Here is a 14,643-nt window from a genome sequence, read left to right as displayed (position 1 = left end):
CATTCCGACCGTGTCCCTGCTCCTGCGCTCCGCAATGCCGCTTTTCTTCGTGCTTCTCTGGTCGACCGGGTTCATCGGGTCCAAGATGGGGGCGCCTTATGCACCGCCGATGGTCTTCCTCAGCCTGCGCTTCCTGATCGTCCTGCCGATCCTCGCTCTGGTGGCCATCGCCGCCGGGAGTGTCTGGCCGAAGTCGCGTGCAATCGTCGCCAACAGCATCTTCGTCGGCATGCTCGTGCACGGAGTCTATCTGGGCGGGGTCTTCTGGGCCATCGACAATGGCCTGCCAGCGGGAATGACCGCCATCATCGTCGGCCTTCAGCCGGTCATCAGCACCCTCTTCGCCGCCCTGCTTCTGGGAGAAGCTCTCGACCGCAGACATGCGGCGGGCCTGGCCATGGGTCTGGCCGGGGTCTTCCTCGTCCTCGCGCCGGGCATCGACCTGGAGCACATTGCCCTGCGCTCGGCGGAGATCGCGGCGGTGGCGCTGGCGGTGGCCGCCATCAGCTTCGGCACCGTCTACCAGAAGCGCGCGATCCGGGAAGCAGATCTGATCTCCACCACGGTCTGGCAATATGTGGGTGCGCTGATCGTGACGCTGCCGCTCTGCCTTCTTGAACCCTGGGAGGTCGCCTGGACCGGCGAATTCATCTTCGCGCTCGGCTGGCTGGTGCTGGTCCTGTCGGTCGGCGCGATCCTGCTGCTGATGATCCTCATCCGGCGCGGGGCGGTGTCTCAGGTCTCCTCGCTCTTCTATCTCGTCCCCGTGGCGACAAGCATCGAGAGCTATCTGCTCTTCGGCGAAACCCTGGCGCCCCTGCAGCTGGCCGGCATGGCCCTTGTGGCTCTGGCTGTCGTGATCATCCGCCTGAAGCCGCGCTGAGGCATCAGGCGGCGCGCGCGATGACCTTCTGCCGGATCAGGGCGGCGTTCAGCTCGCCGCCCAGAATGAAGGCCATGGAGCAGATGTAGAGGAAGACCAGGGCGGACATGATCCCGCCCAACCCGCCATAGGTCGACACATAATTGGCGAAATTGGCGAGATAGGCGCCGAAGAGACTGCCCAGCATCATCCACATGACCATGGTGGCCAGCACGCCCGGCAGGATCTCCATGAAGCGCCGGTGACCGGCCGGAAGCAGAAGGTGGGTCAGGATCAGCCCAACCAGCAACAGGCTACCGGCCACGGCAAGGCGCACCAGGTCGAAGGACCGCAGCACCGTTTCCACGCCGGGAATGCGGCTGACCACCGCCTCGATGACCAGAGGCGCCAGAACCACCAGGAACGTGTAGCCGATCAGCACGATGGCCCCGAGAACGACGAGCGCCAGCGACTGGATCCGCAGCACGATGAGCGACCGGGTCTCGCGCCGCCGGTAGGCCCGGTTCAGCGCCGTCCGCATGGCCTCGAGCCCGTTAGACGCAAACCAGAGCGCGGTGATCACGCCGAAGGTCAGCAGGTCCGTGCGCGGCACCGTCAGCACCTGATGGATCTCGTCGACCACGGGGGCCGCCACATCCTCTGGCCAGGCCTCGAACAGCAGGTCGGAGACCTGATCGGCCACACCCTGAAGCCCGAGGAAACCGGTCAGCGCCGCAATGAAGATCAGCAAGGGAAAGAGCGCCAACAGGCCGGACAGGGCCACATGGCTGGCCATGGCATAGCCATCATCCCGGCTGAAATGCCCCAGTGCATCACGAAGCACTTGATAGATGGCGCGAAATCTCGTCTGGCCTGTCATTCCCGGATCAGACAGGCCCCGGCGTCAAAATGCAAGCCTTCCACGGGCGGTTGCACTCGATTTCCCGCAGGGGCTGCATCGCTCCCGGAAAGGGTCGTCAGAGGTTTCCCGGCCCCTCCGAAAGACCAAGAAGAACGCGCTCGACAAAGCCGCTGCTGCATCGCAACATGCTGACCTTTACGGAAGCTGAGACCTTGAGGAGGAAGTCACGGTGTCCATGGCAGAAGCCCCGGAAGCGACAATGGCAAGACCGCATCAGCCCGCACTCGAAACCGCAACCGCCCTGGCGCTGGAAGCTCTGGACGGCCTTCTCGATCTGGCCGCCGCCCGCGTGCGCGAGACCGTGACCCGCGATGGCAAGCTGTCCGCCTCCCTGATGGAAGAGCACCAGAAGGCCACGCATGGTCTTGCCTGGCTCGCCACCTATGTGGAAGCCCTGCGCCAGATGGCCGCCTACGGCGAGAGACTGGCCGCGGAAGGCCGGGGCTCGGAGCTGGAAACGCTCATCATCCGACTGGCCTTTGCCGAATATCTGGCCCAGATCTTCGGCGGGATCCCGATGAACCAGGGCGAGTTCATCCGGCCGCAGGACCTCTTCCTCACCGCCGACGACATGGCCCGCATCCGCACCGATGTCATCGATGACCTGATCGCCTCCGGCGCAACGCCCGAGCTGCGCCAGACGCTGACCGGGCTGATCCGCCAGCAGGCCGGCCGCTCGACCTTCGGCGACAGCGCGCTTGAAGACACCTACGAACAGATCCGCGAGGAAATGCGCAAGTTCGCGGAAGCCCGCGTCACCCCCTTCGCCCACGAATGGCACCTCGCCAACGACTACATCCCCCTCGAGGTCATCGCCGAGATGGCCGAGCTCGGGGTCTTCGGCCTGACCATTCCGGAAGAATTCGGCGGGCTCGGCCTCGGCAAGGAAAGCATGTGCGTGGTCTCCGAAGAGCTGTCCCGCGCCTATATCGGTGTCGGCTCCCTCGGCACCCGCTCCGAGATCGCCGCCGAGCTGATCCTGTGCGGCGGCACCGAGGAGCAGAAGGCCAAGTGGCTGCCGCTGATCGCCTCCGGCGAAATCCTGCCCACCGCCGTCTTCACCGAGCCCAATACCGGTTCCGACCTGGCCTCGCTCAAGACCCGCGCCGTGCGGGACGGAGACGTCTACAAGGTCACCGGCAACAAGACCTGGATCACCCATCCGGTCCGTGCCGACGTGATGACCCTGCTGACCCGCACCAACCCGGAAGAGCCCGGCTACAAGGGCCTGTCCATGTTCCTGGCCGAAAAGCCGCGCGGCACCGACGCGGATCCCTTCCCGGCGCAGGGCATGTCCGGCGGCGAGATCGAGGTTCTGGGCTATCGCGGCATGAAGGAATATGAGATCAGCTTCGACGGCTTCGAGGTGAAGGCGGAAAACCTCCTCGGCGGCGAAGAGGGACAGGGCTTCAAGCAGCTCATGCAGACCTTCGAAGGCGCCCGCATCCAGACGGCAGCCCGCGCCCTCGGCGTGGCGCAGAACGCCCTCGATCTCGGCCTGCGCTATGCGGAGGAGCGGATCCAGTTCGGCAAGCCCCTGGTCGCCTTCCCGCGCGTGTCCGACAAGCTCGCCATGATGGCCATGGAAGTGATGGTGGCCCGCCAGCTCACCTATTTCTCCGCCCGCGAAAAGGACTCCGGCCGCCGCTGCGATCTGGAAGCCGGCATGGCCAAGCTGCTCGGTGCCCGCGTTGCCTGGGCCGCTGCCGACAATGCCCTGCAGATCCATGGCGGCAATGGCTTTGCGCTGGAGTATCAGATCTCCCGCGTGCTCTGCGATGCCCGCATTCTGAACATCTTCGAAGGCGCCGGCGAGATCCAGGCTCAGGTGATTGCCCGCCGTATTCTGGAAACCCGCGGCCTGCAATAAGCCGTTCGGGCGTGCCAGACGCGCTCGAACGCAAGGAAATTCGGGGTGGCTTGCAACCAAATGGCGGCCACCCCATTTTTCCTGTCATGACCAGACAGAGCCAGACAACCCCGGAAGACCTGTTCGACGACGTGGATTTCGACCCCGCGCGCCTTGGCTCGCAGGAGTCCCAGCTGCGCCGCATCCGGGACGGTGTCTTCCGCACAGCCCGCAAGGCTTCCCGCCAGATCCCCTTCCTCGACGAAGTGCTTGCGGCCTATTACTGCCTGCGCGACCCGGCCACACCGGCCCGCGTCCGCTGGACCGTCACGGCGGCCCTTGCGTATTTTGTCCTGCCGCTGGATGCGGTGCCGGATTTCATCCTGGGCCTGGGCTTCGGCGATGACGCCACGGTGCTGCTTGCAGCCCTCTCGGCCATTCGCGGACACATCAAGCCCGAGCACCGGGACAAGGCCCGCGACGCGCTGGCCCGCGAGGAGATCGACGTCTCGCGCGCAGCCGAGGTCCCGACGCGCTAGTCAGTCGCTGAGTTGTCCCGCGGCAGGGTCTTCCAGCACCCGGAAGACCGCCCGGCGAGCAGCCAGTAGGCGGCACCTCCGATGAAGCCGGCCGCCAGCACGATGCTGCCCGCGCTCGTCAGCGCATCGGTCTGAGAGCGTGCCCCATCCGGTCCGAGCATCCAGAGACCGAAAGCCAGAAGTCCGCCCGCGCCCACGTGATAGACAAGGCTGCGCAGGGACGCGATCTCCGCCACCGTCACGAGCAGGACCGCCGGAAGAAACAGCGAGGCGCCGATCACCGACGCCGAGACCAGCGCAGTGCCCACGATGGTCACGACCACCACCGGGTCCCCATCGGCGGTCGCGCCGGAAAAGAAGCTCCAGGCCAGAAAACCGCCGCCACTCACAAGCCCGGCGATGAAGCCGACCGCACTGCGCAGGAGCTGCAGGGTCAGCATGCGTCCATTGATCATTGTCGAAATCCCGGAACCTCTTCTTCGGTCTCCGGTTTACCCCAGGACGCAAACAGGTGAAAGCGATGCCTTTTCCACCCGCATTACAGGGGCCCATACATGAATGCGGGGTTCGGTCGCGGGGCGAGCCAAGGTTTTCGGTTGACTTTTTGCCACTTTCGCTGGATTTTTCCGCCCTGTCCCAGCGGTGATGAAGCGTGGCGCCTCGCGACAAGAACGCGAGCCCTTCAACGCATTTTCACAAGGGGCTGTGAGCAGAGGATGTGCTGACATCTTTCGGCCTCCCCAGCTCGATCCGAAACAACAGAGGAGATAGCGACCATTCGCCGTCCGTTCCGCGCCCCGCCACTTACAAAGGATGGCCCGCGCACAAACCAAGAAATTCGCGTTCGCGAAGTCCAGCTGATCGATCATGAAGGCAACAACCGCGGCATCGTGCTGACGGATGAAGCCATGGACATCGCGATGGAAGCTGGCCTGGACCTGGTCGAGATTCAGCCCAACGCCCAGCCTCCGGTTTGCAAGATTCTGGACTATGGCCGGTTTAAGTACCAGTCCCAGAAGAAGGCATCCGAAGCGCGAAAGAAGCAGAAGACCGTCGAGATCAAGGAGATCAAGATGCGTCCCAACATCGACACGCATGACTATGACGTGAAGATGCGCGCGATGCTGCGGTTCTTTGACGAAGGCGACAAGGTCAAGGTTACTCTTCGCTTCCGTGGCCGTGAAATGGCCCACCAGGACCTGGGCATGAACCTGCTCAACAAGGTCCGGGAAGAAACCGCGGAAATCGCCAAGTGCGAATCCGCGCCGCGCCTCGAAGGCCGCCAGATGGTGATGATCCTGGCGCCGATCAAGTGATCGCGCTGCCGGGCTCAGGCCTCTGATCGGCTGATCTGCCGAGCTACGAAAAACCCCGCCACTGGCGGGGTTTTTTTGTTTGTCTGAAGCTCGTTCAGCGGCTCGAAGCGGATCAGAGATCCACCCAGCCCCCGGTCTTCTCGGAGGCAAACATGGCATCCAGGATCGCCATGTTCTGGACCGCATCCGCCGGCCCGTAGGGCAGATCGATCTCGCCACGGATGGCCCGGCCGAACACATCCACCAGCTCCGCATACTGATCGGCCGCGCCGACGGTCTCCGCCTGAGCCGAGACGTCACCCAGCTGGGACCCGTCGTCGAGCCGCAGCACGGTCTCGGAGCCCTGAGGCGCATTGAAGGGAATGACGATCTCCAGCCGCTTCTTCGTGCCGAAGAGATTGACCCGCTGATAGGGGACGAGCTGGGTGGAGACCGTGAAATCGAGACGGCGGCCGCCGCCGAAGTCCAGGACCGCGCTCGACAGGATGTCGGTTCCGAAACGCGCGTCCCGGTCGATCAGCGACACGACCCGCTTCGGCTCATCCTCGAAGAAATAGCGCCCGGTCACCATCGGGTAGCAGCCGATGTCGAGCAGGGCACCGCCGCCGATCTCCGGATTGTTGCGAATATTGGCCGGGTCCGCATTGAAATAGGAGAAGAAGGACTGGATGGCGCGCAGCTCACCCAGCTCGCCTGAGCGCACGATCTCGCGGGCGCGGACCCACTGCGGATGGGCTCGCACCATGAAGCCTTCCGCCACCAGCTTGTCCTTCGGCAAGGCCAGCAGCTGGCGCGCCTCGTCCGCATTGAGCGCGATCGGCTTTTCGCACAGCACATGCTTGCCGGCGGTCACCGCCTGCAGCGTCAGCGGCACATGCAGGTGGTTCGGCAGCGGATTGTAGATCGCGTCGATCTCCGGATCCGCCAGCAGCTCCTCGTAGGAGCCATAGGCCTTTTCGATGCCCAGACTGTCGGCCACCTTGCGGGCGCTTTCCGTCGAGCGGGAGGCAATGGCAACCGCCTTGCCGGTCGCAGACCGGTTGATACCCGGGATGACCTTCTCGACGCCGATCTTCGCGGTCGAGAGAATCCCCCAGCGGATGGTCTGGGTGTCGGTGGCCATGGTGCGCTCTCCTCCTGAAGCAATCTGTCACGCGGCCTGAGCAACGTCCCTCAGGCCCGGCAGACATGCCAAGGATTGGTGCTTCTGGCAAGGCAACCGAAGCGCGGTTGCCGTCCCGATCAGAATTTTTCCGGCACGTAGAGCTCGTCCGGCAGCACCTTGCGCTCGTAATCCGGATTGAAGACCCGCTCCGGCAGGTGGATCGGATCGTGCGGCACCTCCCCATAAGGCAGGAGCGAGAGCAGATGGCTGATGCAATTCAGCCGCGCCCGCTTCTTGTCATTGCCCTCCACGATGAACCAGGGCGCCTCGGGAATGTTCGTCCGCTCGAAGGTCTCTTCCTTGGCCTTGGTGTATTTTTCCCAGCGCTTGCGGGATTCCAGGTCCATGGGGCTGAGCTTCCACTGCTTCAGCGGATCGTGGATGCGCATGAGGAAACGCAGCTGCTGCTCCTGATCGGTGATGGAGAACCAGTATTTCACCAGGGTAATGCCGGAGCGCACCAGCATGCGCTCGAACTCGGGCACGTCGTTGAAGAACTGTTCAACCTGATCATCGGAGGCAAAGCCCATGACCCGCTCCACCCCGGACCGGTTGTACCAGGACCGGTCGAAGAGAACGATCTCGCCGGCCGCCGGCAGATGGGGCACGTAGCGCTGGAAATACCACTGGCTCTTCTCGCGCTCCGTCGGCGCCGGCAGGGCGACCACGCGGGCAACGCGCGGATTGAGCCGCTGGGTGATGCGCTTAATCACGCCGCCCTTGCCGGCCGCATCGCGCCCTTCGAAGATCACGACGACCTTGCGCCCCTCCGCCTGCACCCAGTCCTGCAGCTTCACCAGCTCGGCCTGCAGGCGCAGCAACTCGTGGAAATAGACCTTCCGGTCCAGCTCGGACGTGTGCCGGTGCTCGGTGATGAAGGCGAGTTCCTTGGAGATCAGGAGATCGTCGATCTCCATTTCCAGTTCCTCGTCCAGACTGTCCAGCCACTCGGCCTCGACCCAGCTGCGGGCACTGTCGTCGCTCATCCCGAAGTCTCCTCGATCCTGTCTCCCGGCCGGAGCGGCCGATGACCCGTTTTACCGTGCCCGACCCGCCGCCGTGTGACCGTTTTCTGACAAGTCGCGGAAAACCGGCGCAAGCGGCCGCAAAAACGGACTAGCCGCGCTCAGTCCGCACCGATCAGCACGCGCCCGTCAGCCCCCCCTCAGCCCGAGGCGAGCTTGCGCTGCCGGTACCGGCGGATGGTCTCGGCAATGCGGGAGGAATCGAGCTTTTCCATGCGGCCTGCGGAATCCGAGAGCTCCGGCTTGCCGTAGATCCGCTCCTTCATCTTCCGGGTGCGCTTGCGCTGTCGCTCCGCGAAGGCCGCAGGCAAGTCCACCCCGGCCCGGTCCAGACCGACCAGCACCCGGTTAAGATCCGGGATCACCTCACAGGACACGGAGAACACATCCCCGTTGCGGGCCCGGAAGATCATGGCCTTGGTTTCCGACCCGGCATTCAGCAGGGTGATTCGCTTGTGGCCGCCACCACCTGCAAAGAGCGACATCATCCAGCCGCGCCCGCCACTTGCGCGCAGGCTCTTCAGCTCGACGTCCCGGATCTCCGAATAGGGAACCCGGGCGGTCAGGCCCATCTGCGTGATCTCGAAGCCGTTGTTGACGAAGCGGATCCAGGAGGTCTCCTGCCGCACGATCAGGATGAAGAGCGGGATGCAGAGACTGCCCGGCAAAAGCAGCGCCAGATAGACCAGCGCCATGGCCGGATCGGCAGCGCCCGCCCCCACAAGCCCGGCGGTGAGGAGCGGCACCCCGATCAGGAAGCCGATGGCATCGCTGATGCCGACAGGAGGCACGGCGGTGGGACGAACGGCCCCCGCCATGAGGCGCGGGTGGGGAAGCGCGAAATAGATCGCGGCAGCCGCCGCCAGGCACATGCCACCGGTGAGCAGGCTGAGAAAGGTCATGGCTCCGGACAGGCCAAGCACCGCAAGTCCCAGCGGCAGCAGGCGCCTCAGGAGTTCCAGTCTCGCGGTCCGTCCCATGGACGCAGCTCCCCCGCTTCACTCGCTTCAGGTCAATGATTCGACCATGAGAATCCGATTGGCGGGAGCGGTCAAGCCGCCAGCACGAGGGGCCCCGCCGAGACGTGGAAAACACAAGCCCTCCCTGTTCGGGAGGCTGACTTCTGGAAAGAAGGAGAAGTGGTGCCGCTGAAGGGACTCGAACCCCCGACCCCATCATTACGAATGACGTGCTCTACCAACTGAGCTACAGCGGCCTGTGCATCCGGAAGGAATTCGACGGATGCGGTTCGGATGACTTCCGAATGCGCCGCTTGATAGCGGAGCGAGGCGGCAGATGCAAGAGGCAACTGACACCTGTTGACGAGGAGAGGGCAGCGCCGGAGCGCCGCCCCCTGAAATTCGGCCCGAAGCCTTGGCTCAATTGAAGAAACGCGGCCGGGTCGGCGTGGCGAAGGCCTCGCCACCTTCCTCGTCCTCAAGGCCCGGATCATCGGGCATGCGCTCCAGCGGGAAGGCAATCGGCTGCTTCGGATCGGCCTGCGCTGGCTTGGCCGGCGAAGGCGCGGCAGCAGCGGGCTTGTCGCGGACGTCCCCGGCTGCCGCTTGCGGCGCAGGTGTCGACGCCTTGGTGTCCGCCGGGGTCGTCGCGGCAGCCGCAGCGGGCGTCCCCGTCGCCGGCGCTTCCGCCAGATCCTGCGGCCGCGTCATGTGGGACACGTCATCCGTCGTGCCTTCATAGCCTTCCTTGCCCGGCAGCACTTCGACTGCGGGGGTGGCTTGCGGCTTTGCAGAAGACGGAGCAGGCGTTGCCGCATCGGCGCGGGCGGCCGGCGAGATATCGCGGCGCGGGGTGACGTCAACCATGGAGGCTTCGTCCGCGGCGGCGCGGCCAGCCTGCGCACCCGCAGGCGACGACACGACGGCAGCCGCCTCGGTCGCTTCAGCCTGGGCCGGGGTGAGGATCGGCAGAGCGGGTTCGTCGAAGGCGGCGTCCTCCAGAAGCACGGCCCCCTCGTCCATTCCGGCAGGCGTGGCCCATTCGAATGCGTCCAGACGACCGGTCACCGGCGACACCGGCCTCCAGTCCCGCGACACGATGCCGTCTGCGACCCAGGCCTTGTCCTGAGGCGCCCGCACGGCACGGGCGAGCCATTCGCGCATGCGCCCCTTATCCCCATGCTCGGCCTCTTCCAGTTCGGCCATGAGCAGGAACGCAGCCCGGGAGGTTTCCGCGCGCAGCACACTCTTAAGGGCGTCGCGGGCCTCGTCGAATTCCCGCGCCTCGATGGCAACCCGGGCAACCGCGAGCGACCCTTCCGCCGCATTGGCCTTCTGACCCGCCAGCACCTTGACCCGCTTCAGACGATCTACCGCGCTGTCGCCCGTACGCACATGGGCATAGGCCTCGGCCAGATCCGGGTGCGGCGCCACGCGCCAGGTGCTCTCGATGAGCTTGGTCGCCTTGCGGATCTCGCCCTTGCGGGTGGCAAGCCGCGCGGCCAGAACTGCGGCGGGCACCAGATCCAGCGCCATGCCATGGGCCTCTCGTGCCAGGGAATAGGCCCGGTCCGGCTCGCCCTGTTCCAGATCCATGGCCAGAGCCGTCAGGATCACCGCGCGATGCCGGCGATAGGTCTTCTTGTCGAGAAGTTTGGCAGTGTAATTGGCCTCCAGCGTGTGCAGGGCCTTTTCCCAGTCCCGCGCCACCGCCTGATAGCCGAGAACGGCCTGACCGGCCCAGGCAAGACCGGGAGCCTCCCGCGCGGCCTCTTCCGCATAGTGGCGGGCGGCCAGAGGCTCGCCCTCACGCTCGGCCTCGATGAAGAGACCATGCAGACCAACCGGCCGGGTGTCGTCTTCCTCCAGCATGGCCTCATAGCGCTCGCGCGCCTCGTCGTGACGCCCGGCCATCTGCGCAGTCTGGGCCAGCAGCAGCTTGGTCGCCGGCTCGTGCTTCAGCAGCTTGTCCGCGTCTACCCCGTGCTTGCGCGCAAGCTTCGCATCGCCCGCGCCCAGCGCCAGAAGACCGCGCGACAGGGCCCGATACCCCTTTTCACGGCGGCGACGGACGAAGAAGCGGTTGGCGATGCGCGGCGAGCGCAGGATCGTCATCACCAGCGAATGAAGCGCCAGCACAGCGACGAGAACAAGGCCCAGCATGACCACGGCCACGATCGGGGACTGCTCCCACACATAGCCTTCCCACCCGATGCTGACCGTTCCGGGCAGGTCCGCGAGCCACGCGAACCCAAGTGCCGCGAAGAAGAGAAGAATGATGAAGATCAAGACACGGATCATTCCGCAGGCTCCCAGTTCACCGGCCGCACCGGCTCTTCAACAGTTCGTCCCGGCCGCGCGCGGCCAGGAAATCATCGCCAGCGCGCTCAGCTCTCGCGGCCAGCAAGCCCCCGCAGCACCTCCTGCGAGGTCTGGCGGGTGAGCGTGTCTACGGCAACGCGCGCCCGCGCCCGCGCCGCCCAATCGGCCCCGGCGGCCTGAACCGGCTCCGGCAGCTTGTCATAGGCGGCAAGGGCGACATCGAGATCCGCCCGGGCAACTGCGGTTTCCATGCGGCGCAGCTCGGCTTCCGGCCCTTCCCCACTCTCGTCCCCCGGTCCGCGCACGGCCACCAGGGATTTGGCGCTGGACAGGAGCGACTGGAACACGTCGTCGGAGCGTTCCGGGCGGATGATCTCGCCGAACATCGCCCGCGACACCGCCGGGAATTCGGCGATCAGCGCCGGCGCAGGAGACACACCCGCCGCCGCATGACTTTCCAGCGCCGCCAGATCCATGCCACCGGGAAGACCGGCGCGTACCGCTGCCAGTTCCGCCTCATAGGGGCGGCCGGAGTCGACCGCGGACTTCAGAGCGGCAATCGACAGGGCCCGCGCCGCCAGCTCCCGCGCGGTGGCGTCACCCATGGTGGCCTCCACCGCCGCCAGCCTCTGGGACAAGCCCTCGATCTGCTCGGCAACCGCGCTCTGGTTCGACGCGACCCGGTCAGAAAGGGTCTGAACGTCGCTCGACAGGGCCGCAAGGGACTCGCTCGCCCGCGCCTGGCTGTCGGAAATGGTCTTCAGCGAGACATCGGAGGTCGAGACCGCGCTCTGGGCAGCCTTTGCCGTCGCCTCGACGCTGTCGAGACGGCTGACGGCCGCCTCAAGCCCGGACTGGACGGTGTCGAGCGAAGCGCTGACATCGGCACCGGCTGAGATCTGACCTTCCAGTCGGGACAGATCGGCACGCACCGCTGCCAGATCCTGGGCAAGGCCCTCATTCGCGCCACCCGGTGCGCCGGCGCCTGCATTCACCCGTTCGGTGAGGGCATCCAGACCGCTGCGCAGATCACTCAGAGCGGCTTCCACCTCGCCCGACCCGGCATCGGTGCCGGGCAGTGCGGAGATCTTGTCCTCGATTGCGGAGATCCGGGTCTCGGCCGCATCCAGAGCGGCGCCGCCCGAGGTCGTCAGACGCTGCTCCAGCTCTGCAAGCCGCGCCTGCAGGGCGCTCTGTTCCGCGCCCTGCCCGACGACGGGCAGAACACCCGCCACATGCAGGCCATAGGCGCCGGAAACGACCACCACACCGCCGAAGACGGCGGCGAAGAGCAGGCTGCCAAGGCCGGGACCGCGCGGCTCGGCAGCCGGAGGCTGATTGAAGGCCCGCGACCGCGCCGCCTTCTCAGTCTCGGTCGCCTCGGATGGGGCAGTCGGCTTTTCGGCGTCCTTCGATGCGGCACGCGCCGCAGACGCACCGGCGGCCGTGTCACTGGAAGGAGCCGCAGGCTTTGCAGCTGTTGACGTGGCTTCGGGCTTCGCACTGGAAGCAGGCGTCGCCGCATCTCCAGAAGCCCCAGATGTTGACTTGGCAGAGGCCGAAGCTGCGGCAGAAGAAGACGCGGCAGCAGAACCGGCGGCAGCGGAGCCGGACGCATCCGGCTTCACGGCAACCTTCGTCGGTTCCAGATCGATGGTCACCGGGCGCTTGCCCTTTCCGGCCTGGGCCGCGGTCTCGGCGGCCGAAGCCCCCTTGGCGGCACTGCCCGGCGCGGCTTGTCCGGTGGACGCGCTACCAGTCGCAGAAGCTCCGCCGGACGCACCGGATGCTGCGGTTTTGCCGGAAGGTTCTTTGTCGGTTGCCATGGGCTGGATCCTCACCGTCTGCCCCGTCTCGAAACGGGAATTCCCTCTACTATACACACCCGCCGGGTCAGGGGTAGCACGGGACAAGGGGTTTTTCGCGCTGCGGAATCTCGTCCCGGCCGCCCTGTTCCCTCACGCCCCCGCCGCCTCGAAGAGGCTGACCTCAGTCGGCTGTCGCGCCACCTCCACCCTCGCGAAATTCGGCAAGGCGGCGGCAACAGTCTCCGACAAGGCTACAACGTGCTGATTACGCAAAAGTTCTAAGGCCGAAGCCTGTTTCAGCAGATCCACGAAAATCTCCGCCGTCCGGCGGGAGTAAAGCAGGATCCGGTCGACCTGCCCGGCGCGCAGCGCATCAAGGATGTCGGGCGCCAGCGCGTCGGCTGGCACCATCCGGTAGAGGTCGAAAGTGTCGCAGGTCACCCCGAGGGCCTGAAGGGCACCGGAAAGATCGAAGGCCCGGTCCTGTGCCGCCGGATAGACGACCCGCGCGCCCGGTTGCGCATCTGCAATCAGTGCCGCCAGATCCGCGCCGGCACCCGACGCTGACCGGACCGTCTGGAACCCGGTCGCCCGCAGCGCTTCCGCCGTGCGGTCGCCCACCGCATAGGCCGGAAGCATCCGAAGGTTCTCAAAAACAGGCAGACTTGCAAGGATCACGGCAACACGAGCGCTCGTGACCGCAAGGGTCGTCCAGCCCCGCGGGTCGAGCCCGTCGGGAAGGGCGAGACGGTCTTCGCGCATCACCGGCGCGCAGAGCACCTCATGGCCCAGCGCCCGCAGCCTTTCGGCCGTCGCCGTTCCCTCGGGGTCGGGCCGGGTCACCAGAAACCGCATGATCCCTCCCTTCTCCGCCACCGGTCAGTTCGCGAGAAACTCCGGTCCCATCAGCGCCTTCAGCGCCTCGCCCGCCTCGCGACCGATCTGCTCGGCCTGCGATACGGGACCCGAACGCTCCAGATCGTGGCGCTCCGAGCCATCCGGCTTGAGCACGCAGCCGCGCAGGGTCAGCGTCTCGCCATCCACCTCGGCCAGACCACCGATCGGGGTCCGGCACGAGCCGTCGAGAACGGTCAGGAAAGCACGTTCGGCCACGAGACGGCATTCGGTCAGCGGATCATGGATGGCCGCAAGCAGGGCCAGCGTGGGGGCATCGCCCTCACGGCTTTCGATGCAGATCGCCCCTTGCCCCACGGCCGGCAGGAAATCGCCGGTGTCGAGCAGGCTGGTCACCACATCGCCCAGCCCGAGGCGGCGAAGCCCCGCATAGGCCAGAAGCGTCGCATCCACTTGCCCCTCGTCCAGCTTGCGCAGGCGCGTCTGCACGTTGCCGCGATACATCACCACCTCGATGTCCGGGCGCAGACGCTTGATCATGGCCTGCCGGCGCAGGGAGCTGGACCCGACCACGGCACCATGGGGCAGGTCGAGAAGGGTCTTCGCCTTGGGCGAAATAAAGGCGTCGCGCACATCTTCGCGCGGCAGGAAGGCCGTCAGTGCCAGCCCATCGGGCAGGACGGTCGGCATGTCCTTGGAGGAATGGACGGCCAGATCGATGGAGCGATTGAGAAGCGCCTCTTCGATCTCCTTCGTGAAGAGCCCTTTGCCACCCACCTCGGACAGGGGCCGATCCTGGATCTGGTCCCCGGAGGTCTTGATGACGACGATCTCGAAGGCGTCCTCCGGCAATCCGTGGGCTGCCATCAGCCGACCGCGGGTCTCGTGAGCCTGAGCGAGGGCGAGAGCGCTGCCTCGGGTGCCGATGCGCAAAGGTTTCGTTTGCAAGGGTCGCTATCCCGATGTTAGGCCCCTCAGGGGCAATTATGAGGCGACAGGACAATCGCCGGATGATAGGCCG

The 14,643-nt window shown here is 65.8% G+C and carries 13 protein-coding genes and 1 tRNA gene; 4 read left to right on the top strand and 10 right to left on the bottom strand.

The genetic code is table 11. The features are described 5' to 3' along the window. Positions 1 to 10 precede the first annotated feature (10 nt). Positions 11 to 883, top strand: coding sequence for a DMT family transporter (locus FR728_RS17865; RefSeq protein WP_244304736.1), 873 nt, complete (start codon positions 11 to 13; stop codon positions 881 to 883). 4 nt (positions 884 to 887) lie between these two features. On the opposite strand, the gene FR728_RS17860 is transcribed toward FR728_RS17865, so the two are convergent. Continuing rightward, on the bottom strand, positions 888 to 1,742 hold the full coding sequence (locus tag FR728_RS17860) for a YihY/virulence factor BrkB family protein (protein ID WP_149894111.1): 855 nt from the start codon (positions 1,740 to 1,742) through the stop codon (positions 888 to 890). Between the two features lie 241 nt (positions 1,743 to 1,983). Between FR728_RS17860 and FR728_RS17855 the strand changes: the two genes are divergently transcribed. Next, positions 1,984 to 3,654: an acyl-CoA dehydrogenase family protein gene (locus tag FR728_RS17855; protein WP_208998903.1), complete on the top strand. Its 1,671-nt coding sequence runs from the start codon at positions 1,984 to 1,986 to the stop codon at positions 3,652 to 3,654. Between the two features lie 86 nt (positions 3,655 to 3,740). Then, positions 3,741 to 4,172, top strand: a complete 432-nt coding sequence (locus FR728_RS17850) for a YkvA family protein (RefSeq protein ID WP_149894109.1) — start codon at positions 3,741 to 3,743, stop codon at positions 4,170 to 4,172. Here FR728_RS17850 and FR728_RS17845 read toward each other — a convergent pair. Next, positions 4,169 to 4,627 (bottom strand): hypothetical protein, encoded by a 459-nt coding sequence (locus tag FR728_RS17845; RefSeq protein WP_208998902.1) that lies wholly within the window; start codon positions 4,625 to 4,627, stop codon positions 4,169 to 4,171. The two genes, FR728_RS17850 and FR728_RS17845, sit on opposite strands and share 4 nt — an antisense overlap. Before the next feature lie 321 nt (positions 4,628 to 4,948). Here FR728_RS17845 and infC point away from each other — a divergent pair, with 321 nt between their 5' ends. Further along, a complete protein-coding gene (gene infC / locus FR728_RS17840; RefSeq protein ID WP_149894108.1) occupies positions 4,949 to 5,488 on the top strand; it encodes a translation initiation factor IF-3 in 540 nt (179 codons plus the stop codon). A 112-nt stretch (positions 5,489 to 5,600) separates the two neighbouring features. On the opposite strand, the gene FR728_RS17835 is transcribed toward infC, so the two are convergent. The 8 genes from FR728_RS17835 to hemC form a co-directional block, all read right to left on the bottom strand. Next, positions 5,601 to 6,611 (bottom strand): Gfo/Idh/MocA family protein, encoded by a 1,011-nt coding sequence (locus tag FR728_RS17835; RefSeq protein WP_149894107.1) that lies wholly within the window; start codon positions 6,609 to 6,611, stop codon positions 5,601 to 5,603. Positions 6,612 to 6,730: 119 nt separating this feature from the next. Continuing rightward, positions 6,731 to 7,639 (bottom strand): polyphosphate kinase 2, encoded by a 909-nt coding sequence (gene ppk2, locus FR728_RS17830; protein WP_149894106.1) that lies wholly within the window; start codon positions 7,637 to 7,639, stop codon positions 6,731 to 6,733. Positions 7,640 to 7,818: 179 nt separating this feature from the next. Further along, positions 7,819 to 8,658 (bottom strand): hypothetical protein, encoded by an 840-nt coding sequence (locus FR728_RS17825; RefSeq protein ID WP_149894105.1) that lies wholly within the window; start codon positions 8,656 to 8,658, stop codon positions 7,819 to 7,821. Positions 8,659 to 8,818: 160 nt separating this feature from the next. After that, positions 8,819 to 8,894, bottom strand: a tRNA-Thr gene (locus tag FR728_RS17820). A 163-nt stretch (positions 8,895 to 9,057) separates the two neighbouring features. Further along, a complete protein-coding gene (locus FR728_RS17815; protein WP_149894104.1) occupies positions 9,058 to 10,938 on the bottom strand; it encodes a heme biosynthesis protein HemY in 1,881 nt (626 codons plus the stop codon). Positions 10,939 to 11,024: 86 nt separating this feature from the next. Beyond that, positions 11,025 to 12,785, bottom strand: coding sequence for a hypothetical protein (locus FR728_RS17810; protein WP_149894103.1), 1,761 nt, complete (start codon positions 12,783 to 12,785; stop codon positions 11,025 to 11,027). A gap of 132 nt (positions 12,786 to 12,917) precedes the next feature. Further along, positions 12,918 to 13,622, bottom strand: a complete 705-nt coding sequence (locus tag FR728_RS17805; RefSeq protein WP_149894102.1) for a uroporphyrinogen-III synthase — start codon at positions 13,620 to 13,622, stop codon at positions 12,918 to 12,920. 24 nt (positions 13,623 to 13,646) lie between these two features. Further along, a complete protein-coding gene (gene hemC, locus FR728_RS17800; protein ID WP_149894101.1) occupies positions 13,647 to 14,570 on the bottom strand; it encodes a hydroxymethylbilane synthase in 924 nt (307 codons plus the stop codon). Positions 14,571 to 14,643: the final 73 nt, after the last annotated feature.

The sequence above is a fragment of the Roseibium aestuarii genome (assembly GCF_008477545.1).
Classification (GTDB): domain Bacteria; phylum Pseudomonadota; class Alphaproteobacteria; order Rhizobiales; family Stappiaceae; genus Roseibium; species Roseibium aestuarii.
This window is presented reverse-complemented; position numbering and strand designations above follow the sequence as displayed.